The sequence below is a fragment of the Citrobacter sp. wls716 genome (assembly GCF_005280975.1).
Classification (GTDB): domain Bacteria; phylum Pseudomonadota; class Gammaproteobacteria; order Enterobacterales; family Enterobacteriaceae; genus Citrobacter; species Citrobacter youngae.
Genome location: NZ_SZWX01000012.1, coordinates 25,397 through 50,658, shown reverse-complemented (window position 1 = coordinate 50,658; position 25,262 = coordinate 25,397). Strand labels below are relative to the sequence as shown.

At 55.0% G+C, this 25,262-nt stretch carries 25 protein-coding genes and 1 riboswitch; of the genes, 11 read left to right on the top strand and 14 right to left on the bottom strand.

The genetic code is table 11. The features are described 5' to 3' along the window. The coding region (rhlE, locus tag FDX24_RS00635) for an ATP-dependent RNA helicase RhlE (RefSeq protein ID WP_137363675.1) at nt 1-1,185 on the bottom strand (1,185 nt) is incomplete at its 3' end. A 219-nt stretch (nt 1,186-1,404) separates the two neighbouring features. Between rhlE and cecR the strand changes: the two genes are divergently transcribed. From cecR to FDX24_RS00610, 5 genes are read left to right on the top strand one after another with little or no spacing between them, the layout of a single operon-like run. Then, complete coding sequence (gene cecR / locus FDX24_RS00630; protein ID WP_003035216.1) at nt 1,405-2,082, top strand: transcriptional regulator CecR; 678 nt, start codon at nt 1,405-1,407, stop codon at nt 2,080-2,082. After that, nucleotides 2,079-3,074 (top strand): secretion protein HlyD, encoded by a 996-nt coding sequence (gene hlyD, locus FDX24_RS00625; RefSeq protein ID WP_048212204.1) that lies wholly within the window; start codon nt 2,079-2,081, stop codon nt 3,072-3,074. The genes cecR and hlyD overlap by 4 nt, the downstream gene beginning before the upstream one ends. Further along, nucleotides 3,067-4,803 (top strand): ATP-binding cassette domain-containing protein, encoded by a 1,737-nt coding sequence (locus tag FDX24_RS00620; RefSeq protein WP_048212205.1) that lies wholly within the window; start codon nt 3,067-3,069, stop codon nt 4,801-4,803. Before hlyD ends, FDX24_RS00620 begins: the two co-directional genes overlap by 8 nt. Next, nucleotides 4,796-5,929: an ABC transporter permease gene (locus FDX24_RS00615; RefSeq protein WP_061067576.1), complete on the top strand. Its 1,134-nt coding sequence runs from the start codon at nt 4,796-4,798 to the stop codon at nt 5,927-5,929. Before FDX24_RS00620 ends, FDX24_RS00615 begins: the two co-directional genes overlap by 8 nt. A 10-nt stretch (nt 5,930-5,939) precedes the next feature. Then, nucleotides 5,940-7,046 carry an ABC transporter permease gene (locus FDX24_RS00610; RefSeq protein ID WP_061067575.1) on the top strand — a complete coding sequence of 369 codons (1,107 nt, stop codon included), beginning with the start codon at nt 5,940-5,942 and terminating at the stop codon, nt 7,044-7,046. On the opposite strand, the gene FDX24_RS00605 is transcribed toward FDX24_RS00610, so the two are convergent. After that, a complete protein-coding gene (locus FDX24_RS00605; RefSeq protein WP_048212208.1) occupies nt 7,008-7,418 on the bottom strand; it encodes a YbhQ family protein in 411 nt (136 codons plus the stop codon). The genes FDX24_RS00610 and FDX24_RS00605 overlap by 39 nt on opposite strands. Before the next feature lie 189 nt (nt 7,419-7,607). Between FDX24_RS00605 and FDX24_RS00600 the strand changes: the two genes are divergently transcribed. Together FDX24_RS00600 and clsB are read left to right on the top strand one after the other, a co-directional pair. Then, nucleotides 7,608-8,369: an endonuclease/exonuclease/phosphatase family protein gene (locus FDX24_RS00600; protein ID WP_137363674.1), complete on the top strand. Its 762-nt coding sequence runs from the start codon at nt 7,608-7,610 to the stop codon at nt 8,367-8,369. After that, nucleotides 8,366-9,607 (top strand): cardiolipin synthase ClsB, encoded by a 1,242-nt coding sequence (clsB, locus tag FDX24_RS00595; protein WP_137363673.1) that lies wholly within the window; start codon nt 8,366-8,368, stop codon nt 9,605-9,607. The genes FDX24_RS00600 and clsB overlap by 4 nt, the downstream gene beginning before the upstream one ends. A 155-nt stretch (nt 9,608-9,762) precedes the next feature. On the opposite strand, the gene FDX24_RS00590 is transcribed toward clsB, so the two are convergent. The 6 genes from FDX24_RS00590 to moaA form a co-directional block, all read right to left on the bottom strand. Beyond that, nucleotides 9,763-10,467 carry a Bax inhibitor-1/YccA family protein gene (locus FDX24_RS00590; RefSeq protein WP_040230421.1) on the bottom strand — a complete coding sequence of 235 codons (705 nt, stop codon included), beginning with the start codon at nt 10,465-10,467 and terminating at the stop codon, nt 9,763-9,765. A gap of 41 nt (nt 10,468-10,508) precedes the next feature. Then, complete coding sequence (gene moaE / locus FDX24_RS00585) at nt 10,509-10,961, bottom strand: molybdopterin synthase catalytic subunit MoaE (RefSeq protein ID WP_061067572.1); 453 nt, start codon at nt 10,959-10,961, stop codon at nt 10,509-10,511. A gap of 1 nt (nt 10,962) precedes the next feature. Then, on the bottom strand, nt 10,963-11,208 hold the full coding sequence (gene moaD, locus FDX24_RS00580) for a molybdopterin synthase sulfur carrier subunit (RefSeq protein WP_048212212.1): 246 nt from the start codon (nt 11,206-11,208) through the stop codon (nt 10,963-10,965). Beyond that, nucleotides 11,201-11,686, bottom strand: a complete 486-nt coding sequence (gene moaC, locus FDX24_RS00575; RefSeq protein ID WP_003035188.1) for a cyclic pyranopterin monophosphate synthase MoaC — start codon at nt 11,684-11,686, stop codon at nt 11,201-11,203. The genes moaD and moaC overlap by 8 nt, the downstream gene beginning before the upstream one ends. 2 nt (nt 11,687-11,688) lie before the next feature. Beyond that, nucleotides 11,689-12,201: a molybdenum cofactor biosynthesis protein B gene (gene moaB / locus FDX24_RS00570; RefSeq protein WP_048212213.1), complete on the bottom strand. Its 513-nt coding sequence runs from the start codon at nt 12,199-12,201 to the stop codon at nt 11,689-11,691. Between the two features lie 19 nt (nt 12,202-12,220). Beyond that, entirely contained in the window at nt 12,221-13,210 is a 990-nt protein-coding gene (gene moaA, locus FDX24_RS00565; protein WP_061067570.1) for a GTP 3',8-cyclase MoaA, read from the bottom strand. After that, nucleotides 13,198-13,343, bottom strand: a riboswitch (molybdenum cofactor riboswitch). It overlaps the preceding gene by 13 nt. 289 nt (nt 13,344-13,632) lie before the next feature. On the opposite strand from moaA, the gene yvcK reads away from it, so the two are divergent. Next, nucleotides 13,633-14,541 (top strand): uridine diphosphate-N-acetylglucosamine-binding protein YvcK, encoded by a 909-nt coding sequence (gene yvcK / locus FDX24_RS00560; RefSeq protein WP_061067569.1) that lies wholly within the window; start codon nt 13,633-13,635, stop codon nt 14,539-14,541. Nucleotides 14,542-14,648: 107 nt separating this feature from the next. Here yvcK and uvrB read toward each other — a convergent pair whose 3' ends face one another. Continuing rightward, entirely contained in the window at nt 14,649-16,670 is a 2,022-nt protein-coding gene (gene uvrB / locus FDX24_RS00555; RefSeq protein ID WP_061067568.1) for an excinuclease ABC subunit UvrB, read from the bottom strand. Nucleotides 16,671-17,438: 768 nt separating this feature from the next. On the opposite strand from uvrB, the gene FDX24_RS00545 reads away from it, so the two are divergent. After that, on the top strand, nt 17,439-18,161 hold the full coding sequence (locus FDX24_RS00545; protein ID WP_061067567.1) for an ABC transporter ATP-binding protein: 723 nt from the start codon (nt 17,439-17,441) through the stop codon (nt 18,159-18,161). On the opposite strand, the gene bioD is transcribed toward FDX24_RS00545, so the two are convergent. From bioD to bioB, 4 genes are read right to left on the bottom strand one after another with little or no spacing between them, the layout of a single operon-like run. Beyond that, entirely contained in the window at nt 18,127-18,825 is a 699-nt protein-coding gene (gene bioD / locus FDX24_RS00540) for a dethiobiotin synthase (RefSeq protein WP_137363672.1), read from the bottom strand. The two genes, FDX24_RS00545 and bioD, sit on opposite strands and share 35 nt — an antisense overlap. Then, nucleotides 18,788-19,573, bottom strand: a complete 786-nt coding sequence (gene bioC / locus FDX24_RS00535) for a malonyl-ACP O-methyltransferase BioC (protein ID WP_137363671.1) — start codon at nt 19,571-19,573, stop codon at nt 18,788-18,790. Before bioC ends, bioD begins: the two co-directional genes overlap by 38 nt. Further along, the gene (bioF, locus tag FDX24_RS00530) at nt 19,557-20,714 is read right to left on the bottom strand and encodes an 8-amino-7-oxononanoate synthase (protein WP_137363670.1); all 1,158 of its coding nucleotides are present in this window, start codon (nt 20,712-20,714) and stop codon (nt 19,557-19,559) included. Before bioF ends, bioC begins: the two co-directional genes overlap by 17 nt. Beyond that, a complete protein-coding gene (gene bioB, locus FDX24_RS00525; protein ID WP_061067563.1) occupies nt 20,711-21,751 on the bottom strand; it encodes a biotin synthase BioB in 1,041 nt (346 codons plus the stop codon). The genes bioF and bioB overlap by 4 nt, the downstream gene beginning before the upstream one ends. A gap of 76 nt (nt 21,752-21,827) precedes the next feature. Between bioB and bioA the strand changes: the two genes are divergently transcribed. Continuing rightward, complete coding sequence (gene bioA / locus FDX24_RS00520; RefSeq protein ID WP_137363669.1) at nt 21,828-23,117, top strand: adenosylmethionine--8-amino-7-oxononanoate transaminase; 1,290 nt, start codon at nt 21,828-21,830, stop codon at nt 23,115-23,117. Between the two features lie 57 nt (nt 23,118-23,174). Then, nucleotides 23,175-23,651 (top strand): kinase inhibitor, encoded by a 477-nt coding sequence (locus FDX24_RS00515; RefSeq protein ID WP_137345328.1) that lies wholly within the window; start codon nt 23,175-23,177, stop codon nt 23,649-23,651. Between the two features lie 89 nt (nt 23,652-23,740). Here FDX24_RS00515 and hutH read toward each other — a convergent pair whose 3' ends face one another. Continuing rightward, nucleotides 23,741-25,261 carry a histidine ammonia-lyase gene (gene hutH, locus FDX24_RS00510; RefSeq protein WP_137363668.1) on the bottom strand — a complete coding sequence of 507 codons (1,521 nt, stop codon included), beginning with the start codon at nt 25,259-25,261 and terminating at the stop codon, nt 23,741-23,743. Nucleotide 25,262 lies beyond the last annotated feature (1 nt).

Sequence of the window (25,262 nt, the reverse complement as noted above, 5' to 3'; positions counted from 1 at the left end):
CTGCTGGCCACGCCCTGCTCCGCCCTGCCCGCGACCACCACCGCCGCCACGCTGCTGGCGACCGTTCTGGATCGGCTCAGCTTTAATGGACGGATCCGGCTCATAGCCTGGCGTTGCAATACGCGGGATCTCTTTTTTCAGCAGCTTCTCGATGTCACGCAACAACTTGTGTTCATCGACGCACACAATACGGTGCACGTAATCTTCCGGGACGTTTGGCAGCTCGTAGTTCACCACGTGCGGTAACTCTTCAATGTCCAGCCCGCGCGCCGCAATGTCCGTCGCCACCAGCACGCGAATATCCCCGGATTTAAAATCGGCCAGCGCACGGGTACGCGCTCCCTGAGATTTGTTACCGTGGATTGCCGCGCTGCGGATACCGTCTTTATTCAGCTGTTCAGCCAGATGATTCGCACCGTGTTTGGTACGGGTAAACACCAGCACCTGCTGCCAGTTGCCCTGACCAATCATCTGCGACAGCAGCTCACGTTTACGTTTTTTATCCACGAAATGAACGTGCTGAGTCACCTGCTCTGAGGCGGTATTACGGCGCGCCACTTCGATTTCCAGCGGATTGTGCAGCAGCTTTTCGGCCAGCGACTTAATATCGTCAGAGAACGTTGCTGAGAACAGCAGGTTCTGGCGTTTTGCCGGCAGCTTCGCCAGAACGCGACGAATGTCGTGAATAAAGCCCATATCCAGCATGCGGTCAGCTTCATCGAGTACCAGGATCTCAACCTGATCCAGTTTCACCGCATTCTGGTGTTCCAGATCGAGCAAACGACCAGGTGTGGCAATCAACACATCCACACCACCGCGCAGCTTCATCATCTGCGGGTTAATACTGACGCCGCCGAAGACCACCAGCGAGCGGATGTTCAGATACTTACTGTAATCACGTACGTTTTCGCCAATTTGAGCAGCCAGTTCGCGGGTTGGCGTGAGGATCAGCGCACGCACCGGGCGACGGCTTTTACCATGCGGCTGATGGGTAATCAGGTGCTGCAACAGCGGCAGGGTAAAACCTGCCGTTTTCCCCGTACCGGTCTGGGCGCTGGCCATCAGATCGCGGCCTTCCAGCACGGCAGGGATCGCCTGTTGCTGAATAGGGGTAGGTTCACGGTAACCCTGTTCGGCAACGGCACGTAAAATTTCAGGGTTTAAACCAAGGGAATCAAAAGACATAACAACTCCGAACCGCCCTGACCGTTACCGGTGTCGTTTTCAGGGAGATACATACAATAGAGATGACAAAAACCACAATGTCATGAAGGGGCGGAGTGTAGCAGTTTTTGTGATGTGCCGCATAAATTATCCCTGCGAGGAAAATAACGATCCGGACTGGACAAGGTTGCACATCAGTCATAATCTTAATCAATCGATTGATTAAGATCAGGTCATGCTATGAATACACCCACCATGACAACCAAAGGTGAACAGGCGAAGAACCAGCTCATTGCCGCAGCATTGGCGCAATTCGGCGAGTATGGTCTGCACGCCACGACGCGCGATATCGCTGCACAGGCCGGGCAAAACATTGCGGCTATCACCTACTATTTTGGCTCAAAAGAGGATTTATATCTCGCCTGCGCCCAGTGGATTGCCGATTTTATCGGCTCACAGTTCCGTCCGCACGCTGAAGAGGCCGAGCGTTTATTCGCTCAGCCAGAACCGGATCGTGGCGCGATGCGCGAATTAATCCTGCGCGCCTGCAAAAATATGATCATGTTGCTCACCCAGGACGACACCGTAAACCTGAGCAAATTTATTTCGCGGGAACAGCTTTCCCCCACCGCGGCTTATCAACTGGTGCACGACCAGGTTATCAATCCGCTGCATACACACTTAACGCGCCTGATTGCCGCCTATACCGGCGGCGATGCCAACGATACCCAAATGATTCTGCATACCCACGCCATCCTCGGCGAGGTGCTGGCCTTTCGTCTGGGGAAAGAAACCATTCTGTTGCGTACGGGTTGGTCACAATTTGATGAGGATAAAACCGCGCTGATTGACCAAACGATCACCTGTCACATCGATCTTATTCTGCAAGGTTTAACGCAAAGGAGTCTGGAGTCATGAAAAAACCTGTCGTTCTCGGGCTGGTTATCGCGGCCCTCGTTGCCGTGATTGCCGGTGGAACGTGGTGGTATCAGAGTCGGCAAGATAACGGCCTGACGCTGTACGGCAATGTCGATATCCGTAGCGTCAACCTGAGTTTTCGCGTCGGCGGCAGGCTGGCCTCACTGGCGGTTGATGAAGGCGATGCGATTACCGCCGGTCAGGTGCTGGGCGAACTGGACCGCGCACCGTATGAAAACGCATTGATGCAGGCCAAAGCCAATGTTGCCGCCGCCCAGGCGCAATACGATCTGATGCTGGCCGGGTATCGCGCTGAAGAGATCGCCCAGGCGGCAGCGGCCGTCAAACAGGCACAGGCCGCCTATGATTACGCACAGAACTTTTATAATCGACAGGTTGGATTGTGGAAAAGCCGCACCATCTCCGCTAACGACCTGGAAAACGCCCGTTCATCTCGCGATCAGGCGTTAGCTTCACTGAAATCCGCACAGGATAAACTCAGCCAATATCGCAGCGGTAATCGTGTGCAGGACATCGAGCAGGCAAAAGCCACGCTCGAACAGGCTCAGGCCGAGCTGGCACAGGCAGAGCTTAATTTGCATGACACCACGCTGACCTCGCCGTCTGACGGTACGCTGCTTACCCGTGCAGTCGAACCCGGCAGTATGCTAAGCGCAGGCGGTACGGTACTGACGCTGTCGCTCACGCGTCCGGTATGGGTCCGCGCCTACGTTGACGAACGCAATCTGAGCCAGGCACAGCCGGGACGTGAGATCCTGCTCTACACCGATGGCCGTCCGGACAAACCGTATCATGGCAAAATCGGCTTTGTGTCACCAACCGCCGAGTTTACGCCGAAAACAGTTGAAACCCCTGACCTGCGCACCGACCTGGTTTATCGCCTGCGTATTGTCGTAACCGACGCGGACGATGCGCTGCGCCAGGGAATGCCGGTAACGATCAAATTCAGTGACGAGGCACGGCATGAATGATGCCGTTATTACGCTCAAAGGGCTGACAAAAAACTTTGCCGGAATGGAAAAACCGGCCGTTGCCCCGCTCGACTGCACCGTGCATGCAGGCTACGTGACCGGACTTGTCGGGCCGGACGGCGCGGGGAAAACCACGTTGATGCGCATGCTGGCGGGATTGTTAAAACCCGATGCCGGAAGTGCTGCGGTGATTGGCTTTGACCCTATCAAGGACGACAGCGCGCTGCATGCGGTACTGGGCTATATGCCGCAGAAATTTGGCCTGTATGAAGATTTAACCGTCATGGAGAACCTCAATCTCTATGCTGATTTGCGTAGCGTCACCGGCGAAGCGCGAGAAAAAACCTTTGCCCGCCTGCTGGAATTTACCTCGCTGGGGCCATTTACCGGACGACTGGCCGGCAAACTTTCCGGTGGGATGAAACAGAAGCTCGGGCTAGCCTGTACGCTGGTCGGCGAACCCAAAGTGTTGCTGCTGGATGAACCGGGTGTCGGTGTGGACCCCATCTCCCGTCGTGAACTGTGGCAAATGGTTCATGAGCTGGCCGGGGATGGCATGTTGATCCTCTGGAGCACCTCGTATCTGGATGAAGCAGAGCAGTGCCGCGATGTACTGCTGATGAACGAAGGCGAACTGTTGTATCAGGGTGAACCGACGCGACTGACGCAAACCATGGCGGGTCGCAGCTTCCTGATGAGCAGTCCGCAGGAAAATAACCGCCGATTGCTGCAGCGGGCATTAAAACTACCGCAGGTCAGCGATGGGATGATTCAGGGGAAATCGGTACGCTTAATCCTGAAAAAAGCAGCCACTGCGGACGATATTCGTCGGGCAGACGGCATGCCGGAGATTAACATCAGCGAAACGACTCCCCGCTTTGAGGATGCCTTTATCGATTTACTCGGCGGAGCCGGGACATCGGAATCGCCACTGGGCGCTATCCTGCATACGGTTGAAGGCACGCCTGGCGAAACGGTGATCGAAGCCAAAGCGCTGACCAAGAAGTTTGGCGATTTTGCCGCGACCGACCACGTAGACTTTTCCGTACAGCGTGGTGAGATTTTTGGCCTGCTAGGGCCCAACGGTGCCGGTAAATCCACCACCTTTAAAATGATGTGCGGCCTGCTGGTTCCCACCTCCGGCAAAGCGCTGGTGCTGGACATGGATCTGAAAGTCAGCTCCGGCAAAGCACGCCAGCATCTGGGCTATATGGCGCAAAAATTCTCCCTGTACGGCAACCTGACCGTTGAGCAGAACCTGCGCTTTTTCTCCGGCGTCTACGGTCTGCGCGGTCGGGCGCAGAAGGAGAAAATCGATCGTATGAGCGAGGCATTTGGCCTGAAGAGTATCGCGTCTCACGCCACCGACGATCTGCCGCTGGGCTTTAAGCAGCGCCTGGCACTGGCCTGCTCGCTGATGCATGAACCCGATATCCTGTTCCTCGATGAACCCACTTCCGGAGTCGATCCCCTCACCCGTCGGGAGTTCTGGCTGCATATCAACAGCATGGTGGAAAAAGGCGTCACGGTGATGGTGACCACCCACTTTATGGATGAGGCGGAATACTGTGACCGTATCGGGCTGGTGTATCGCGGCAAACTGATTGCCAGCGGCACGCCTGATGACCTGAAAGCACAAGCAGCCGATAGCGACACGCCGGACCCAACGATGGAACAGGCGTTTATCACGCTAATCAATGACTGGGATAAGGAGCACGCGCATGAGTAATTCCGCCCTCTCCTGGCGTCGCGTACGCGCGCTGTGCGTGAAAGAAACCCGCCAGATCGTCCGCGATCCCAGCAGTTGGCTGATTGCCGTCGTGATCCCGCTGCTGCTGCTGTTTATCTTCGGCTACGGGATCAACCTCGACTCCAGCAAGCTGCGGGTAGGGATTTTGCTCGAACAGCAAAGCGAGGAGGCGCTGGATTTTACCCATACCATGACCGGCTCGCCGTATATTGATGCTACCATCAGCGATAACCGTCAGGAATTGATTGAGAAAATGCAGGCCGGGCGCATTCGCGGGCTGGTGGTGATCCCGGTGAATTTTGCCCAGCAGATGGCGCGACCCAACGACGTGGCGCCGATCCAGGTGATCACCGACGGCAGCGAACCGAATACCGCCAACTTTGTACAGGGTTATGTCGAAGGTATCTGGCAGATCTGGCAACAACAGCGGGCGGAAGACCGGGGGGAATCATTCAAGCCCTTGATCGACGTGCAGACCCGCTACTGGTTTAACCCGGCAGCCATCAGCCAGCACTTTATTATTCCCGGAGCGGTGACCATCATAATGACGGTCATTGGCGCAATCCTCACCTCATTAGTGGTAGCGCGCGAATGGGAACGCGGAACCATGGAGGCCCTGCTGTCTACCGAAGTCACCCGCGTCGAGCTGCTGCTGTGCAAACTGATCCCGTATTACTTTCTGGGCATGCTGGCGATGCTGCTGTGTATGCTGGTGTCGGTATTTATTCTTGGCGTGCCCTATCGCGGCTCGTTGCTGATCCTGTTTTTCATTACCAGCCTGTTTCTGCTGAGTACGCTCGGCATGGGCCTGTTGATTTCGACTATTACCCGCAACCAGTTTAACGCCGCGCAGGTCGCGCTGAACGCCGCTTTCCTGCCCTCGATTATGCTGTCAGGTTTTATCTTCCAGATAGACAGCATGCCCGCGATTATCCGGGCGGTAACCTACATTATTCCGGCGCGTTATTTCGTCAGCACCCTGCAAAGCCTGTTTCTGGCGGGAAATATTCCAGTGGTGCTAATTATCAACGTGCTGTTTTTAATCGCTTCGGCGGTAATGTTTATTGGCCTGACGTGGCTGAAAACCAAACGTCGGCTGGATTAAGGGGACGGGCATGTTTCATCGCTTATGGACGTTAATTCGTAAAGAGCTGCAATCGCTGCTACGCGAACCGCAAACGCGAGCCATTCTGATTTTACCGGTACTGATTCAGGTGATCCTGTTCCCGTTTGCGGCAACGCTGGAAGTCACCAACGCCACTATCGCTATCTACAACGAAGACAACGGTAAACATTCGGTGGAATTAACCCAACGCTTCGCCCGCGCCAGCGCCTTTACCCATATTCTGCTGCTAAAAAGTCCCCAGGAAATCCAACCCACCATCGACACGCAAAAAGCACTGCTACTGGTGCGCTTCCCGGCAGACTTCTCGCGTAATCTGGATACTTTCCAGCAGGCACCCATGCAGCTAATTCTCGATGGGCGCAACTCCAACAGCGCGCAGATTGCCGCAAATTATCTGCAGCAGATCGTTAAGACGTATCAGCAGGAGTTGATGGACGGCAAGCCGAAACCAAACAACAGCGAGCTGGTCGTGCGTAACTGGTACAACCCGAATCTGGATTACAAATGGTTCGTGGTTCCGTCGCTGATCGCCATGATCACCACTATCGGCGTAATGATCGTCACCTCGCTCTCGGTTGCTCGCGAGCGCGAGCAAGGCACGCTGGATCAACTGCTGGTTTCCCCGCTTACCACCTGGCAGATTTTCATCGGTAAAGCGGTGCCGGCACTGATTGTTGCCACCTTTCAGGCCACCATCGTACTGGCAATCGGCATCTGGGCCTATCACATCCCGTTTGCCGGTTCACTGGGGCTGTTCTACTTCACGATGGTGATTTACGGACTGTCGCTGGTGGGATTTGGCTTGCTGATTTCGTCACTGTGCGCGACACAGCAGCAGGCATTTATCGGCGTCTTTGTCTTTATGATGCCGGCGATTTTGCTGTCCGGATATGTCTCTCCGGTCGAAAATATGCCTGTGTGGTTGCAGAATCTGACATGGATAAACCCGATCCGTCACTTTACGGACATCACAAAACAGATTTACCTGAAGGATGCGAGTCTGCAGATTGTCTGGGGAAGTTTGTGGCCGCTATTGGTGATAGCGGCCACAACAGGCTCAGCGGCGTATGCGATGTTTAGACGCAAAGTGATGTAACTTTTTGTCTTTCGCCAACAGCGAGACCACTGCGGGTCCGGCAAGGATCGCCAGCCCCGCCAGCGCCAGTAACACGTTGTTTTGCAGCACACGCGACAGTAACCACAGTACGATCATTGCCGCACCGAAATACCACGTGGTCGTCAGCTCTTCCAGCACGTCAGCCACATCACGCCAGCGCTGTTCATGGTGACGTTGCAATGCCAGCATTAAGATAACCGTTACGCCATACACGACGCATAATCCCAGGCCGACGTGCACCAGCTTGCCGCTCATCCAGCCCATTACCAGCAACGCCACTACCAGTAAATGCAACACAATCTGCCAGCAACTTAGACCCGTTGCGACACGAACACGTTGTTGCCACCTCATGGCTTTTCTCCTGAAGGATTTTTAACTAATTATTCAGAGTACCGGACTTTACGGAAAATTCCGCAACACCGCATCTTTTTGTGACGGCGACTACACTATTTATTTCGCCACAGAATTCGCGATACGGTCAAACCCCCCATCCCGAAGGATGATGGAGAGAGTCAGGAAAGTGACGCCAACGGGAGAATCATGAGCGAATCAGCAGACCGATTTTCATTCAATGTGCTCACCATTAACACTCACAAGGGTTTCACCGCCTTTAACAGACGCTTTATTTTGCCCGAGCTGCGGGATGCCGTCAGGGCAGTTGGCGCAGATATTGTGTGCCTGCAGGAAGTGCTGGGCGCTCACGACGTACACTCACTGCAGATAGAAAACTGGCCGGATACCAGCCATTACGAGTTTCTGGCCGACACCATGTGGCGCGATTTCGCCTACGGGCGCAATGCCGTGTATTCACAGGGGCATCACGGCAACGCCGTGCTATCGCGCTACCCTATTGAGCATTATGAAAACCGTGATGTATCCGTTAGCACGAGTGAAAAACGCGGTGTGCTTTACTGTCGCATTGTGCCGCCGATGCTTTCCCGCCCGATTCATGTGATGTGCGTCCACCTCGGTTTGCGTGAAGCCCATCGCCAGGCACAGCTCAGCATGCTGGCAAATTGGGTCAATGCCCTGCCCAACGCGGATCCCGTGGTGGTTGCTGGCGATTTTAACGACTGGCGACAACAGGCAAATTATCCGTTGAAGAGCCAGGCCGGCCTTGACGAGATTTTTACCCGCGCTCACGGTCGCCCGGCGCGAACATTTCCGGTGCAGTTTCCCCTGCTGCGTCTGGACAGGATCTATGTGAAAAACGCGAATGCCAGTACCCCAACGACGCTGGCGCTGCGTCACTGGCGACATTTGTCCGATCATGCCCCTCTGAGTGCGGAGATTCGTGTATGAAAACTGGCTGGCGTGAAGGCAATCAAATTCAGCTACTGGAAAATGGCGATCAGTACTATCCCGCCGTATTTCACGCGATTGAGCACGCGGAGCAAAAAATCATTCTGGAGACCTTTATCTGGTTTGAAGATGCGGTCGGGAAACAGCTACATGCCGCACTGCTCGCTGCCGCACACCGCGGGATCGCCGCAGAGGTGTTGCTGGACGGCTACGGCTCACCGGATCTAAGCGACAGCTTTGTCGAAGAGTTAACCGCGGCGGGTATTGTTTTCCGTTATTACGATCCGCGCCCACGCCTGTTCGGGATGCGCACCAATCTTTTTCGCCGGATGCATCGCAAAATTGTGGTCATTGACGATCGCATCGCCTTCGTCGGCGGTATTAATTACTCCGCCGAACACATGTCTGACTACGGGCCGGAAGCCAAGCAAGATTACGCTGTGCGTGTTGAAGGTCCGATTGTGGTTGATATTCTGACATTCGTGCTGGAAAACCTGCCGGGACAAAGCGCCGTACGCCGCTGGTGGCGACGGCATCACCGGGCAGTCGAAAATCATCGCCCCGGTGAAGCGCAGGCGCTGTTCGTCTGGCGTGATAACGAGGAACATCGCGATGATATTGAACGCCATTATTTGAAAATGCTCGCGCAGGCAAAGCGGGAAGTGATTATTGCCAATGCCTATTTCTTCCCCGGTTATCGTCTGTTGCATGCCCTGCGTAAAGCGGCACGACGCGGCGTACGGGTAAAACTCATTGTTCAGGGCGAGCCTGATATACCCATTGTGAAAGTGGGTGCCCGGCTGCTGTATAACTATCTGGTCAAAGGGGGCGTCCACGTCTACGAATATCACCGCAAGCCGCTGCATGGCAAAGTGGCGCTGATGGACGATCACTGGGCTACCGTCGGGTCCAGCAATCTTGACCCGCTCAGTCTGTCGCTGAATCTGGAAGCCAATCTCATTATTCATGACCGTGCTTTTAATCAGATCCTGCGCGACAATCTGACTCCCATTATTGCGCAGGACTGCCAGCGAGTTGATGAATCAATGTTACCCAGACGCACCTGGTGGAACCTGACCAAAAGCGTATTAGCATTTCACTTTTTACGCCACTTCCCGGCACTGGTCGGTTGGCTACCGGCACACACTCCGCGCCTGACTGAAGTGGAGCCGCCAGCACAACCCGCGATCGAAACACAAGATCGCATTCAAACCGAGGATGCAGGAGGAAAAACCTGATAGCGAAGTTGGACGAAAAAGCGCGGGTAAAAACGAGGAAGCGATGGCTAAATCACCGTGACTGTAGTGCCGGATGGGGCTTAACGCCTTATCCGGCCTACTTTCGTTACAAGACTGTAGGCCGGATAAGCGTGGCGCCATCCGGCAACAGAGAATTAACGACGATTACCGAAAATACGCAGCAGCATCAGGAACAGGTTGATGAAGTCCAGATACAGCGTTAACGCCCCAAGAATGGCGTATTTACGCAAGTTGGAACTGTCGCGCAGGTCAATTTGCTCACCGATATTTTTCAGCTTTTGCGTGTCATAGGCGGTCAGGCCGACAAACACAATCACCCCAATGTAGGTCACCGCCCACATCAGCGCTTCGCTCTTCAGCCAGAAGTTAACCAACGAGGCCAGAACGATACCAATTAACGCCATAAACAGCATGTTGCCAAAGCCGCTGAGATCGCGTTTGGTGGTGTAGCCGTACAAACTCATGATACCGAACATCCCGCCGGTGACCACAAAGGTACTGGCGATAGACGAATAGGTATAGACAATGAAAATGCTTGATAGCGTCAGACCGGTTAACGCCGAGTAGAGCATAAACAGCGTCGTTGCCATTCCAGCGCTGAGCTTTTGCACCATGCCGGACAGGACAAATACCAGCGCCAGCTGTGCAATGATCAGCCCAAAGAAGGTAATTTTGCTGGAAAAGACAAACATCATCACCGCAGGCGTATTCGCCGCGTACCATGCAATAAACGCCGTCAATAACAACCCACAGGTCATCCAGCCGTAGACCTGCGCCATGTAGGTTTGCAGGCCGGAACGGGCCTGCACAATAGAATCGGATCGTGGGAATCGGTCCATGACAATCTCCTGAGTCAGTATGTGCCTAAACCAATTGTACTCTACCAGCGTTTTGCTGCTTGCTTATCGCTGTCGCGGGCGTCGACCCAACGTTCACCTTCTGGCGTGGCTTCGCGTTTCCAGAACGGCGCACGCGTTTTCAGGTAATCCATAATGAATTGCCCGGCATCAAACGCGCTACTACGATGTGCACTGGTCACACCGACAAAAACAATTTCATCGCCCGGCCACAGTTCGCCAATACGATGGATCACCGTTACCCGGCCCAGCGGCCAGCGCGAACGCGCTTCGTCGACAATCTCCGCCAGCGCTTTTTCAGTCATCCCTGGATAGTGTTCCAGCGTTAACGCCTTAACGCTGTCACCGAGATTGTGATTGCGCACTTTACCGGTGAAAGTGACTACCGCGCCGTCTTCATCGCGCTCTGCCAGCCAGGGATACTCATCCCCGACGCGAAACGGCGCATGGCCAACAACAATTCGCGTTTCAGCCATTTTAGCCTCCGGTTACCGGCGGGAAGAAAGCGACTTCATCACCCGCGTTAAGAGGATGATCAAAACTGACCAGCGTCTGGTTTACCGCCGCCAGCAGCTTACCGTCTTCCAGTGCCAGCGCCCAGCGATCGCCTTTGCCCGCCAGATGCTGGCGCAGCGCTTCTACCGTTGGAAATTCAGCCGTCATTTCTAGCGCATCGGTGTTGACCAATTCGCGTACCTGAGCAAAGAAGAGAACCTTAATCATGTGCATCCACCTTAAAATCCCCCGACTTGCCGCCGCTTTTTGCCAGCAAACGCACCGGACCAATCACCATATCCTTTTGCACCGCTTTGCACATATCGTAAATGGTCAACGCCGCTACGGAGGCAGCCGTTAACGCTTCCATTTCAACGCCGGTTTTACCGGTCAGGCGACACAGCGTTTCAATGCGTACGCGATTGTGCTCCGGCTCGGCGTGAAGATTGACTTCGACCTTGCTCAGCATCAGTGGGTGACACAGCGGGATAAGATCCCAGGTACGTTTGGCGGCCTGAATACCCGCAATACGCGCCGTGGCGAATACATCACCCTTATGGTGGCTGCCATCGATAATCATCGCCAGCGTTTCGCTACGCATGGTCACGAATGCTTCAGCACGCGCCTCGCGTACGGTTTCCGCTTTGGCGGAGACATCCACCATATGCGCTTCGCCAGCGGCGTTAATATGAGTCAGTTGCGACATACTTATTTCTTCAAATGTGGGTGGAAATTACACGGACGCGTACGGGCATCAAGCTGCGGCGCAATGATATTCTCCCAGGCGGTACGACACGCTTTGGTCGACCCCGGCATGGCGAAAATCAGCGTTTTATTGGCCACCCCGGCAACCGCTCGAGACTGCAGCGTCGCGGTACCAATCTCTTCAAACGACAGCATACGGAAGACTTCGCCAAACCCTTCAACTTCTCTGTCAAACAGCGGCAGCAGCGCTTCCGGTGCCTGGTCCCCTTCGGTTAACCCAGTGCCGCCGGTAATGAGCACCACTTGCACATCGTCACTGGCAATCCAGGCTGAAACCTGAGCGCGAATCGCATAGCGGTTCTCTTTGACAATCGCCTTATCAACAATCTGATGACCCGCCTCCAGCGCCGAGTCGCGCAGATAATGGCCGGAGGTGTCATCTTCTTCGCCACGACGGTTGGAAACAGTAAGAATAGCAATGCGTGTCGGGATAAATTCAGCGCTTACCTGACTCATGAGAAACTCCTTTTAGCGATCAGCCGCCAATGTAAGATAAGTTTTGCGTAATACCGGTATTGTTCTGATGCAGGAAATGGGTCTGCTTTTTCTCCAGCAACGCGGCAGAGATACGTTCTTCAAGCGCAGCCTGCTGGGTGTCGTCGGTCAGCAAATCACGCAAGTTCACCCCGCCTTCACCAAATAAACACAGATGAAGCTTGCCAACAGAGGAAACGCGCAGACGATTACAGGTGGCGCAGAAGTCTTTCTCATAAGGCATGATCAGACCAATTTCACCAACATAATCAGGATGACAGAAAACCTGAGCCGGGCCGTCGCTGCGCTGTCGGATCTGGTGGATCCAGCCGCGACGCAGTAGCTCATCGCGAAGTACCTGTCCGGAGATATGGTGTTTACGGAAGAGAGAGCTGCCCTCGCCCGTTTCCATCAGTTCAATAAAACGCAGTTGGATTGGCCGAGGTTGGATCCACGCAAGGAAGGTGTCCAGCTGATGATGGTTTACGTCGCGCATCAGCACGGTGTTGACTTTCACTTTTTCAAAACCGGCATCGAAGGCGGCGTCAATCCCCGCCATCACCTGCTGAAACTTATCCTGCCCGGTAATGGCGTGAAACTGACGGGCATCCAGGCTGTCGACGCTGACGTTGAGTGCCGTCAGCCCGGCATCGCGCCATGCAGCAGCATCGCGCGCCAGACGATAACCATTGGTGGTTACCGCAATCTGACGGATAGCGTCGTTTTCACGTACGGCAGCAATAATGTCGGTAAAATCGCGACGCAGTGACGGTTCGCCACCTGTCAGACGCACTTTTTCCGTTCCCAGGCTGGCGAACGCACGCGTGACGCGGCGAATTTCATCAACGGTCAGAAAGCCGTTATTAGTCACACCACCTGGCTTATAGCCATCTGGCAGACAGTAAGTGCAACGAAAGTTACACACATCGGTAATCGACAAACGCAAGTAGTAAAACTTACGCGCGAATGCATCGGTAAGTTGAGAGCCCATGTACACCTTTCCAAATACGGGAGGCGAAGTCATTTCTTCCTGCGCCCTGGTGACAATCGTATTCACGTATCGTCACGGCCAAAGCACCGTATCATTTGACCCAGGTGCAGAGGCTAGAGTGTTTATACTCGTCATGCTTCGAGTACATTGTGGTTATGCCGATACTAGCGTGTAAATGACACTTTTGCCATGTACACTTTCGCTGTATAAATATGTATATAGCGGCATGATCGTGCAATTTCGCTACAGAATAAGCAAAAACCATCGTTTTGCATTGATATACATCATCTTGCTATCAGGTGGATGTCGTCAGAAAGGGGTAGATCGCAGAAAATTATTTTCTGCAGATGGCGACTGGATAATTGCTGAAAACACGCTATTTACGTTACTGTAACGCCGATCAATTGATATCAGGAATAACTATGCGCACTCGTACGCTGGCAGATCTGGATCGCGTTGTCGCTCTCGGCGGAGGGCATGGATTAGGACGCGTTCTGTCGTCACTTTCCTCTTTAGGTTCACGCCTGACGGGCATCGTCACGACCACCGATAACGGCGGTTCCACGGGGCGAATTCGCCGTTCAGAAGGCGGTATTGCCTGGGGAGACATGCGGAACTGCCTCAACCAGTTAATTACCCAACCAAGCGTCGCATCGGCGATGTTTGAGTATCGTTTTGGCGGTAATGGCGAACTTTCCGGCCATAACCTCGGAAATCTGATGTTAAAGGCGCTCGATCACCTCAGCGTGCGGCCTCTGGAAGCCATCAATTTAATTCGTAGCCTGCTAAAAGTTGATGCACATTTAATTCCCATGTCAGAACTACCGGTGGACCTGATGGCGCTCGACGATCAGGGACATGAAGTGTATGGCGAAGTAAATATCGACCAGCTCACTACCCTGCCGCAAGAATTAATGCTCTCACCTAAAGTTCCCGCCACGCGAGAAGCGATTGAAACCATCGCGGAAGCGGACCTGATCCTGATAGGACCGGGGAGTTTTTATACCAGCCTGATGCCGCTATTGCTGCTTGACGAAATGGCGCAGGCATTGCGTCGCACACCGGCACCAATGGTTTATATCGGCAATCTGGGACGCGAACTCAGCCTGCCAGCCGCCAGCCTGACGCTTGCCGATAAGCTGGCCATCATTGAGCAATATGTTGGTAAGAAGGTGATTGATGCGGTGATTGTCGGACCAAAAGTCGATGTTTCGGCCATGACCGACCGCATTGTGATTCAGGATGAACTGGAGGCCAGCGATATTCCCTACCGTCATGACCGTCAATTGCTGCATAGCGCGCTGGAGAAAGCGGTGCAGGCGTTAGGTTGAACGTATTTGCCTGATGCGCTGCGCTTATCAGGCCTACAAACACGATCTACCCTGTAGGCCGGATAAAGGGTTTACCCCGCCATCCGGCTACGCGTTAAGACGCCGCGTTAAGACGCCGCGATAAACAGCTCGCGCAGTTGATGCAACTGGTCGCGGATCGTCGCGGCCTCTTCGAACTCAAGGTTCTGGGCATGCTGCATCATCTGACCTTCTAACTCGTGAATCTTCTGCTGCAGCGCTTTCGGCGTCATGTCCAGCTCAACAACCTCGGATTTCGCCCCGGCACGCGACTTCCCTTTACCTTTCGCTTTGGTCTTCGCAATATTCTGACCCAGCGCCAGAATATCGACCACTTTCTTGTTCAGCCCCTGTGGCGTAATACCGTGCTCTTCGTTATACAGTTGCTGTTTCTCGCGACGACGTTCGGTTTCACCAATGGCCTTCGCCATCGATGCGGTAATTTTATCGCCGTAGAGAATCGCTTTACCGTTGATGTTACGCGCCGCTCGACCTATGGTCTGGATAAGCGATCGTTCCGAACGCAGGAACCCTTCTTTGTCCGCATCCAGAATCGCCACCAGAGAGACCTCAGGCATGTCCAGGCCTTCTCGCAACAGGTTGATACCAACCAGCACGTCAAACTCGCCCAGGCGCAAATCACGAATGATTTCCATACGTTCCACGGTATCGATGTCGGAGTGCAGATAGCGCACCCGCTCGCCGTGTTCTTCGAGGTATTCGGTGAGATCCTCCGCCATGCGTTTGGTGAGCGTTGTGACCAACACACGTTCGTTAATCGCCGCACGGGTGCGGATCTCCGACAGCAGGTCATCAACCTGTGTCGCCACCGGACGCACTTCAATGACCGGATCCAGCAGGCCGGTCGGTCGTACCACCTGATCGACCACTTCATCACCGGATTTCTCCAGCTCATAGTTGCCCGGCGTCGCTGAGACGTAGATGGTTTGTGGGGCCAACGCCTCAAATTCTTCAAATTTGAGCGGGCGGTTATCCAGCGCCGACGGCAGACGGAATCCGTATTCGACCAGGGTCTCTTTACGTGCCCGGTCGCCACGGTACATGCCACCAATTTGCGGAATCGTAACGTGGGATTCATCCACCACCAGCAGGCCATCGGCAGGCAGGTAATCAAACAGCGTCGGCGGCGGCTCGCCAGGGCCGCGCCCGGACAGATAGCGGGAGTAGTTTTCAATCCCCGAGCAGTAACCCAGCTCGTTCATCATTTCCAGATCGAACTGCGTACGCTGGCTTAAACGCTGTTCTTCTACCAGTTTGTTGTTCGCCAGCAGGATTTTGCGGCGCTCCGCCAGCTCGACTTTAATTTCTTCCATTGCCTGCACGATACGTTCGCGCGGCGTCACGTAGTGGGTTTTCGGGTAAATGGTGAAGCGCGAAATAGTGGATTCAACCTGCCCGGTTAGCGGGTCGAACAGCGACAAGCGCTCAACTTCTTCATCAAACAGTTCAACACGCAGCGCGATATCGTCAGATTCGGCCGGAAAGATGTCGATCACCTCACCACGCACGCGGAACGTCCCGCGCTGGAATGCCTGATCGTTACGCGTGTATTGCAGTTCAGCAAGCCGGCGCAGGATCGCGCGCTGGTCGATAATCATCCCCACCGTCAGATGCAACATCATCTTCAGATACAGATCCGGATCGCCCAGACCATAGATCGCGGAAACAGAGGCCACCACCACCACATCCCGCCGTTCAAGCAGGGCTTTGGTCGCCGACAAACGCATCTGTTCAATGTGTTCGTTTACCGACGCATCTTTCTCGATAAAAGTATCAGAGCTCGGGACATAAGCCTCCGGCTGATAATAGTCGTAGTAGGAGACGAAATATTCCACTGCGTTATCCGGGAAGAACTCTTTCATCTCGCCGTACAACTGGGCTGCGAGGGTTTTGTTAGGGGCCAGCACCATCGTCGGACGCTGTAAATCCGCAATCACGTTGGCAATAGTGAATGTTTTCCCCGACCCCGTCACCCCGAGCAGCGTCTGATGCGCCAGACCATCCTCCAGCCCTTCTTCCAGGCGACGAATCGCCTCAGGCTGATCGCCAGAGGGTTTAAAAGCGGAATTCAGTTTGAACGGTTTACTCATGAGCAGCTACCTGAAGCAATGGGCGGGCAGGTGTGTAATTTTACTCGCAGTAGTATATTTTGCCAGTAAAATATACTGGATGAAAAAACAGTAACGCACCAGAATATTTCTGTTACGCCATCAGAATGCCCGTCAGAGCAGGCTAAAATTTTGGCACTGGCGAGATAAAACACCAGTAAAAATGTGTTATCCCCAAACCAATGACTTTTTTAACATTTGTCAAGACGGCAGATGAAAGTTTTATGGCAACGCATGACACTTCCGCGACAGCCATTGCTTTTATCTAACATTCTGTATTTCAATAACTATTCTCTCGAGCCGTCTTTCGCATCAATTTAGTCGCAGGCCGCGTCTTCTCTCGCTTACATTGTGTTTTCTAACTCTAATACACAAGGTTATCCACAGGAATAGTGGATAACTGCCTCCAGCCCGTGCTGACTGCCGCCTGGCAAAAACACCGACTTGCTCTTTTCGGGTGGGATAAAAAAAAATTATCGCCATTTTTTTATATTTATCAGCCAACGGAGCCCTGGAGGCTGTCGAGATCTTGCTCGCATTTTCACCATTTACCTGCCTGCACCATCCCGACGCGACCAGGCACTGGCAATGTGCGCAAAATTAACCCGGATCGTTAAAAACCAGACATCGCTGCCGATGGATCACGCTATCCCGCTGTTTTTCGCGCATTCCCCATTTGTGGCAAGAGATTTGCAATTTTCTTCTGCTCCCCGGCCTGTCGGGCGGATAACTTCATGATGGAGAAAACCTATGTTGAGTCTTCGCGCAGTGAATCACTATTACGGTAACCAGCACACGCTATGGGATGTGGATCTCGACCTGCAGCCCGGCAAATGTACCGGTGTGCTGGGACTTCCGGGGATGGGGAAAACGACGCTGGCCAATTGCATCATCGGCAATTTGCCTATCGAAAGCGGTACGATGGTCTGGCATCAGGCAGGCGCGCCACCGCGCGATCTGAGTCCGATCCCGGCGGCAAATCGCATTGCGCTGGGTATTAACTCCGTTTCACAACAGAGACGGATTTTTTCGCAACTGACGGTCGAGGAAAATCTGCATATTGCGCGCCAGGCGGTTGAAGAAAGCGAAACGATGAACAGCAGCGATATATACCGCCTCTTCCCACAGTTGTACAGTCTGCGTCAGACCAAAGGGGTTGCCTTATCAGAGGATAATCAGCACCAGCTCGCACTCGCCAGCGCGCTGGTTACACGCCCACGCCTGCTAATCCTCGATGAGCCTACGCGAGGAACGGGCCAGGCGTATATCCACAAGCTGGGGAACCTGATTGTGAGGCTAAGCCAGGAGTTGGGCATCGCCATAATGCTCGCAGAGCAAAGCCTGCCGTTTATTCGTCGGGTCGCTGATTGCTATTGCCTGTTACATCGCGGACGCAATGTGGCCCAGGGACAACTGGCGCAGCTCAGCGACCCGTTTCTTAACGACTGGATGGCGCCAGAGGCAAAACGCTAAGGTCGAGATAGTGCCCTGTCGTTGCGCGTTCTGGCTCGTCCTCCAGCCATGGGATTTCCCCCAGCAGCGGAGCCGGAATCGCGCGTTTCAGCGTTGCCATATATTCAGCATGGCGTTTCCCTGGCGGAGTCACATCATTGGCGACCCACCCCGCCAGCGTCAACCCAGCCTGTTGTACCGCTTGCGCAGTCAGAATGGCATGGTTGATGCAGCCAAGCTTGACGCCAACCACCATAATCACCGGCAGTTGTTCTGTTTGTACCCAGTCAGAAAAACTCAGCATGGGTGAAAGCGGCGTAAACCAACCGCCAGCGCCTTCCACCAGCACCCAGTCAGCCTGTTCTTCCAGCTTACGTAACCCCGCAGACATCACTGAGGCCTGAATAGGGCGACCTTCGTCAGCGCTGATGATATGCGGTGACGTGGGTTCGGCAAAGGTATAGGGATTGATTGCCGTATAGTGCACTGCCACAGCGCTGTTGCGCTGTAATGCCAGAGCATCGCTATTACGCAGACCCTCAGCCGTTATTTCACTACCTGACGCCACGGGCTTATAGCCGACCGTTCGATAACCCAATTGCCCCGCGGCCTGCAGGAGCGCACAGCTGGCAATTGTTTTACCAACCTCAGTGTCCGTCCCGGTGACAAAATACGTTCTGGTCACGTTGAATTACTCCTAAAAAAAGTTGATACGTCAGCGGGTATTTTCCCTGTACAGAGGGCCAGGCTAACTGTAACTGCTGCAGCTGTGAACGGGTCAGTACGCGCTGTTCGCGTCCATCATGGAGATGCGTCGCACCGATCCCTTTGAGCGAGCGCATGGCGCTCAACGCATCGTCAAACCACAGTGTCACCGGATGAAGCTGATACTCGACGTCCCAGCCATGCAGAGCCTTTTCAAGTTGCTCCACGGGCAAGAAACGGTTGGTGTGCTCCCGGTCATCTACCGCTTGCCACGCCCGGCGTAATTCCGGCATCGAGCCGTGTGCCAGGGTACTAAACGCCACCGTGCCTCCGGGGCGCACAACCCGGCAAAGCTCACTTAACGCGCCGTGTAAATCGCTGCACCACTGCACCGCCAGATTGCTCCAGGCCAGGTCAAAAGTGGCAGCGTTTTGAGGGATGGCTTCAATATCCGCCAGCAGATAGTGGTGGGCGGCATTTTGCCGCTGTGCCTCTGCCAGCATTTGTTCAGAAAGATCCAGTGCGCTGACTTCGCTTCCCTGCTCACGCCAGTAGCGACTCATGCGCCCTGGGCCGCACCCCGCATCCAGTACCCGTGCATAATCCCGTTCACCAAGCATCGCCAGCAAGGCGTCGGCGCTTTGGCACTGTAGCCCGGCATGTTGTTCATAGTGGGAAGCGGCGCGTCCAAATGCAGCAGCAATGGCCTGCTTATTGACCTGCGCCATGCAGCACCTCCAGCAAGCGGTCGATATCCTGGCATTCATGCGCCTGCGTCAGCGTCAGCCGTAATCTGGCGGTGCCGACCGGTACCGTAGGAGGCCGGATGGCGGTCACCCAACAACCTTGGGCGCGTAAAACCTCCGCCAGTTGCAGTGCTTTATGGTTATCGCCCACGATCAATGGCTGGATGGCACTGTCTGAGTTTGCCAGCGTGAAATCCGCAATATCCAGGCCAGTACGAAAACGTTGGATCAACATGGCCAGTTTTTCCCGGCGTTCATCGCCCTCACGACTGCGGATCACTGCCAGCGCGGCACGCAATGCCTGCGCCTGAGCAGGCGGCATGCTGGTGCTGTAAATCAGATGACGGGCAAACTGCAGCAGATAATCGGCCACGCTGTCTGAACACAGGATTGCCGCGCCGCTGACGCCAAATCCTTTCCCGAAGGTCACTACTAACAGCTCAGGTTTCACCTGCTGTCGGAAGCATGAGCCGCGCCCTTCCTCACCGCTAACGCCTATACCGTGGGCATCATCCACCAGCAACCACGCATTCTGGCGTTGCGCCTCAGCGTGAATTTCCGCCAGCGGTGCGCTGTCGCCATCCATGCTGAACACGCCTTCGGTCACCACCAACTGCTGCCCCGGACAGGGGGCAGACAGCAGACGAGCCAAATGTTGCGGGTCGTTATGGGTAAAACGGCGTAACACGGCGGGACTCAGACTGGCCGCTTCCAGCAACGACGCATGGCTGAGGCGGTCGGCGACAATCCGGTCATCTTTTCCCATCAACGCTGTGATCACCGCCTGGTTGGCGGCGAAACCGGAAATGAACAGCAATGCTCGTGAATAACCCAGCCATTGCGCCAGTTCGTCTTCCAGCGCCTGATGCGCGATGGAATAGCCGCTAACATGGCCTGAACCCCCGCTGCCGACGCCAAAACGTTCAGCCCCCTGCTGCCAGGCACAGACTATCTGCGGATGGTGACTCAACCCCAGATAATCGTTACTGGAAAAATTCAGATACTGACGCCCCTCGGCCAACAACCAGCGCCCTGCCCCCTGTGTCACCACATAGCGGCGACGCAGAGCATCAGCAGAACGACGCAAAGTGAGCGCATCGTCAATTTTTTGCTGCCAGGTCATACGGTTGCCGCGTTGTAGTAGTCGTCTGTATCCGGGGTGCGCAACGCCTGCTCCAGACGTTGCTGCTGTTCGTTATCGCCCGCCAGTACCGCCGTTTGCTGCGGATTCAGACCGAGTTTGCGGAATAAAAGCAGATCTTTGTCTTCGTTCGGGTTGGGTGTAGTGAGCAGTTTGCAGCCGTAGAAAATCGAGTTGGCCCCGGCCATAAAACACATTGCCTGGGTCTGTTCGTTCATCTGCTCGCGCCCGGCAGAAAGACGCACGTACGAGGTCGGCATCATGATGCGCGCCACGGCGATAGTACGAATAAAATCAAAAGCATCTACGTCGTCGTTATCGGCAAGCGGCGTGCCCTTCACTTTCACCAGCATGTTGATCGGCACGCTTTCCGGCGGCGTCGGCAGATTCGCTAATTGCAGCAGCAGACCCGCGCGGTCGGTCACCGTTTCACCCAGCCCCACAATCCCGCCGGAGCAAACTTTAATCCCCGCCTCACGCACTTTATCCAGCGTATCAAGTCGCTCCTGGTACGAACGGGTGGTAATGATATTGCCGTAAAATTCCGGCGAGGTATCGAGGTTATGGTTGTAGTAGTCCAGACCCGCGCTGGCCAGGCGCTGAGCCTGGGTTTCGTCCAGCGTGCCCAGCGTCATGCAGGCTTCCAGCCCCAGCGCTTTTACACCCTGGACCATCTGTTCCAGATAAGGCATGTCGCGCTCATGCGGATTCTTCCACGCCGCCCCCATGCAAAACCGTGTTGAACCTGCCTGCTTCGCCTTACGCGCGGAATCCAGAACCTGCTCAACTTCCATCAGACGCTCGGTTTCCAGACCGGTTTTATAGCGGGAACTTTGCGGGCAGTATTTGCAGTCCTCCGGACAGGCACCGGTTTTAATCGACAGCAGCGTACTCACCTGTACCTGCCGCGGATCAAAATGCTGACGGTGCACTTGTTGCGCTTCAAACAGCAGATCCAGCAGGGGTTTTTCAAATAATTCGGTGACTTGCGACATTGTCCAGCGAGAAGAATGAGCCATATTGGTATACGTTTCGTTGTCAGTTTGGTGTAGACTCGTAAACCTAAATCTTTTTAATTTGGTTTACAAGTCGATTATGACAACGGACGATCTTGCGTTTGACCAACGCCATATCTGGCACCCTTACACCTCCATGACCTCCCCGCTACCGGTTTATCCGGTGGCCAGTGCCGAAGGTTGTGAACTGCTATTAGCCAACGGTGAGCGGCTGATTGACGGTATGTCATCCTGGTGGGCGGCGATCCACGGTTACAATCACCCGCAGCTGAACGCCGCGATGAAAACGCAGATTGATGCCATGTCGCACGTGATGTTTGGCGGCATTACCCATGCCCCGGCTATTGCGCTGTGTCGCCAGTTGGTGGCGATGACGCCCGAGGCGCTGGAGTGCGTTTTTCTCGCGGATTCTGGTTCGGTCGCCGTGGAAGTGGCAATGAAAATGGCGCTGCAATACTGGCAGGCCAAAGGTGAATCCCGCCAGCGTTTCCTGACATTTCGTAACGGCTACCACGGCGATACTTTCGGCGCGATGTCGGTCTGCGATCCCGACAACTCGATGCACAGTCTGTGGAAGGGTTATCTGCCGGAGAACCTGTTTGCGCCCGCCCCGCAAAGCCGCATGGGCGGCGAGTGGGACGAACTGGATATGGTGCCTTTCGCCCGCCTGATGGCCGCGCATCGCCACGAAATTGCGGCAGTGATCCTTGAGCCGATTGTGCAAGGCGCTGGCGGCATGCGCATGTACCATCCTGAGTGGTTAAAGCGCATCCGTAAGATGTGTGACCGTGAAGGTATCCTGTTGATTGCCGATGAAATCGCCACCGGATTTGGTCGCACCGGCAAAATGTTTGCCTGTGAACACGCCGATATCACCCCGGATATTTTGTGCCTTGGCAAAGCGTTAACCGGCGGGACAATGACCCTTTCCGCTACTCTGACCACCCGCCAGGTCGCGGAAACCATCAGCAACGGTGAAGCCGGATGTTTTATGCACGGCCCGACTTTCATGGGCAATCCACTGGCCTGCGCCGTCGCCTCCGCCAGCCTGTCGTTACTCGAAATCGGCGAGTGGCGCTCGCAGGTAGCGAACATAGAAGCGCAGCTGCGGGCAGAGCTCGCCCCGGCGGCAGATTCCCGTTGGGTCGCCGACGTGCGCGTGCTTGGTGCCATCGGCGTCATCGAAACCACGCATCCGGTGAATATGGCCGCTTTACAGAAGTTCTTTGTCGAACAGGGCGTGTGGGTAAGACCGTTTGGTAAGCTCATTTATCTGATGCCGCCGTACATCATCAAGCCCGAACAACTGTGTCGTCTGACCCAGGCCGTCAACGAGGCTGTGCGCAATGCAACATTTTTTAGCGATTAACCAGCGGTAAGCTCTACGGTTTCTGGCTACACTTTTTGGCTAACGAGAGGAGTCAGCATGAAACTAATCAGTAACGATCTGCGCGATGGCGAAAAGCTTCCTCATCGCCACGTCTTTAACGGCATGGGATATGACGGGGATAATATTTCCCCGCATCTGGCATGGGATGATGTGCCCGCCGGGACTAAAAGCTTTGTCGTGACCTGTTACGATCCTGATGCGCCAACCGGCTCCGGCTGGTGGCACTGGGTGGTGGTAAATCTGCCTGCAGATACCCGGGTTTTACCACAAGGTTACGGCTCGGGGCTGGTTGCGTTGCCGGATGGCGTGATTCAGACCCGTACGGATTTTGGTAAAGCCGGTTATGGTGGCGCTGCGCCGCCGAAAGGGGAAACCCATCGCTATATCTTTACGGTTCATGCGCTGGATGTGGAGCGTATTGATGTCGATGAGGACGCCAGCGGCGCGATGGTTGGATTTAACGTCCATTTCCACTCGCTCGCCAGCGCCTCAATTACGGCGATGTTTAGCTAACCTCCGTGCCGGATGGCAACGCTAACGCGTTTTATCCGGCCTACGAGCTGGTTTGTAGGCCGGATAAGCGCCAGCGCCATCCGGCATTTTTACAGAAACTCCGGAACTAAATGCAGCAACGCGCCCTGCGCTAACAGTTCGGTCGCGCACTCGATATCCGGGGCAAAAAAACGGTCCTGTGTATAGTGGGCAACCTGCTCACGTAGCGTCTGGCGCGCCTGCTCCAGCAGCGGGCTTGAGGTTAACCCTTCACGCAGGTCAATCCCCTGACACGCCGCCAGCCACTCTACGGCAATCACGCCGCGCGTATTTGCTGCCATCTCCCACAGTCTGCGGCCCGCCGCTGGCGCCATTGAGACATGATCTTCCTGGTTGGCGGAGGTTGGCAGGCTGTCCACGCTATGCGGATGCGCCAGCGCTTTGTTCTCGCTCGCCAGTGCGGCCGCGGTGACCTGGGCAATCATAAAGCCGGAGTTCACCCCACCGTTTTTTACCAGGAACGGCGGCAGTTGCGACATGTGTTTATCCATCATCAGCGCAATACGTCGCTCCGATAACGAGCCGATTTCCGCAATCGCCAGCGCCAGATTATCTGCCGCCATCGCCACCGGTTCAGCATGGAAGTTGCCGCCAGAAATGACATCCCCCTCTTCGGCAAATACCAGCGGGTTGTCGGAAACCGCATTGGCTTCGACCAGCAGAACATCCATCACCTGGCGCATTTGCGTCAGACACGCCCCCATCACCTGCGGCTGGCAGCGCAGAGAATACGGATCCTGCACTTTCTCACAGTTATGATGCGACTGCGAAAGCGCGCTGGTGTCAGTTAATACGTGACGATACAGCGTCGCGGCATCAATCTGCCCACGCTGTCCTCGTGCGGCATGAATACGGGCATCAAACGGACGACGAGAGCCCAGCACGGCTTCGGTGGTCAGCGCCCCGCACACCGTTGCAGACGCGAACAGCTCCTGAGCTTCAATTAATCCGCGCAGCGCAAAGGCGGTGGACGCCTGAGTTCCGTTGAGCAGCGCCAGCCCTTCTTTCGCCTCCAGCGTAATCGGCTCCAGCCCGGCCTTTTTCAGCGCTTCGGTCGCCGGGAGCCATTCCCCCTGCCAGCGCGCCTTCCCTTCTCCGAGCAGCGTCAAAGACATATGCGCCAGCGGCGCCAGGTCACCCGATGCCCCCACTGAGCCTTTCGCCGGGATCAGTGGATACACCTCGGCATTCACCAGCGCAATCAGCGCTTCAATCACGCTCAGGCGAATACCGGAAAAACCGCGCGCCAGACTGTTGATTTTCAGCACCATAATCAGACGCACCATCGCGTCGTCCAGCGCCTCGCCGACACCTGCCGCATGGGAAAGCACCAGCGAACGCTGCAAATTCTGCAAATCTTCCGTGGCGATACGGGTCTGGGCCAGCAGGCCAAAGCCGGTATTAATGCCATACGCCGTACGGCCTTCAGCGACAATATTATTGACGCAGGCGACGCTGGCGTTGATAGCATCAATCGCGGCGGCATCGAGGCTCAATTTGACCGGCTGCTGCCAGATGCCGCGTAGTTGCGCAAAGCTCAGATGACCCGGTGTTAATGTCATGGTGTTCATA

What these genes read in the sequence shown, in the direction of transcription:
- FDX24_RS00605 (WP_048212208.1), bottom strand. Translation starts at nt 7,418, where the DNA reads ATGAGGTGGCAACAACGTGTTCGTGTCGCAACGGGTCTAAGTTGCTGG.
- bioA (WP_137363669.1), top strand. Translation starts at nt 21,828, where the DNA reads ATGACAACGGACGATCTTGCGTTTGACCAACGCCATATCTGGCACCCT.
- moaC (WP_003035188.1), bottom strand. Translation starts at nt 11,686, where the DNA reads ATGTCGCAACTGACTCATATTAACGCCGCTGGCGAAGCGCATATGGTG.
- bioC (WP_137363671.1), bottom strand. Translation starts at nt 19,573, where the DNA reads ATGGCGCAGGTCAATAAGCAGGCCATTGCTGCTGCATTTGGACGCGCC.
- hlyD (WP_048212204.1), top strand. Translation starts at nt 2,079, where the DNA reads ATGAAAAAACCTGTCGTTCTCGGGCTGGTTATCGCGGCCCTCGTTGCC.
- FDX24_RS00615 (WP_061067576.1), top strand. Translation starts at nt 4,796, where the DNA reads ATGAGTAATTCCGCCCTCTCCTGGCGTCGCGTACGCGCGCTGTGCGTG.
- FDX24_RS00610 (WP_061067575.1), top strand. Translation starts at nt 5,940, where the DNA reads ATGTTTCATCGCTTATGGACGTTAATTCGTAAAGAGCTGCAATCGCTG.
- cecR (WP_003035216.1), top strand. Translation starts at nt 1,405, where the DNA reads ATGAATACACCCACCATGACAACCAAAGGTGAACAGGCGAAGAACCAG.
- moaE (WP_061067572.1), bottom strand. Translation starts at nt 10,961, where the DNA reads ATGGCTGAAACGCGAATTGTTGTTGGCCATGCGCCGTTTCGCGTCGGG.
- moaA (WP_061067570.1), bottom strand. Translation starts at nt 13,210, where the DNA reads ATGGGCTCTCAACTTACCGATGCATTCGCGCGTAAGTTTTACTACTTG.
- uvrB (WP_061067568.1), bottom strand. Translation starts at nt 16,670, where the DNA reads ATGAGTAAACCGTTCAAACTGAATTCCGCTTTTAAACCCTCTGGCGAT.
- FDX24_RS00515 (WP_137345328.1), top strand. Translation starts at nt 23,175, where the DNA reads ATGAAACTAATCAGTAACGATCTGCGCGATGGCGAAAAGCTTCCTCAT.
- moaD (WP_048212212.1), bottom strand. Translation starts at nt 11,208, where the DNA reads ATGATTAAGGTTCTCTTCTTTGCTCAGGTACGCGAATTGGTCAACACC.
- bioB (WP_061067563.1), bottom strand. Translation starts at nt 21,751, where the DNA reads ATGGCTCATTCTTCTCGCTGGACAATGTCGCAAGTCACCGAATTATTT.
- bioF (WP_137363670.1), bottom strand. Translation starts at nt 20,714, where the DNA reads ATGACCTGGCAGCAAAAAATTGACGATGCGCTCACTTTGCGTCGTTCT.
- hutH (WP_137363668.1), bottom strand. Translation starts at nt 25,261, where the DNA reads ATGAACACCATGACATTAACACCGGGTCATCTGAGCTTTGCGCAACTA.
- moaB (WP_048212213.1), bottom strand. Translation starts at nt 12,201, where the DNA reads ATGAGTCAGGTAAGCGCTGAATTTATCCCGACACGCATTGCTATTCTT.
- FDX24_RS00620 (WP_048212205.1), top strand. Translation starts at nt 3,067, where the DNA reads ATGAATGATGCCGTTATTACGCTCAAAGGGCTGACAAAAAACTTTGCC.
- FDX24_RS00590 (WP_040230421.1), bottom strand. Translation starts at nt 10,467, where the DNA reads ATGGACCGATTCCCACGATCCGATTCTATTGTGCAGGCCCGTTCCGGC.
- yvcK (WP_061067569.1), top strand. Translation starts at nt 13,633, where the DNA reads ATGCGCACTCGTACGCTGGCAGATCTGGATCGCGTTGTCGCTCTCGGC.
- FDX24_RS00545 (WP_061067567.1), top strand. Translation starts at nt 17,439, where the DNA reads ATGTTGAGTCTTCGCGCAGTGAATCACTATTACGGTAACCAGCACACG.
- clsB (WP_137363673.1), top strand. Translation starts at nt 8,366, where the DNA reads ATGAAAACTGGCTGGCGTGAAGGCAATCAAATTCAGCTACTGGAAAAT.
- FDX24_RS00600 (WP_137363674.1), top strand. Translation starts at nt 7,608, where the DNA reads ATGAGCGAATCAGCAGACCGATTTTCATTCAATGTGCTCACCATTAAC.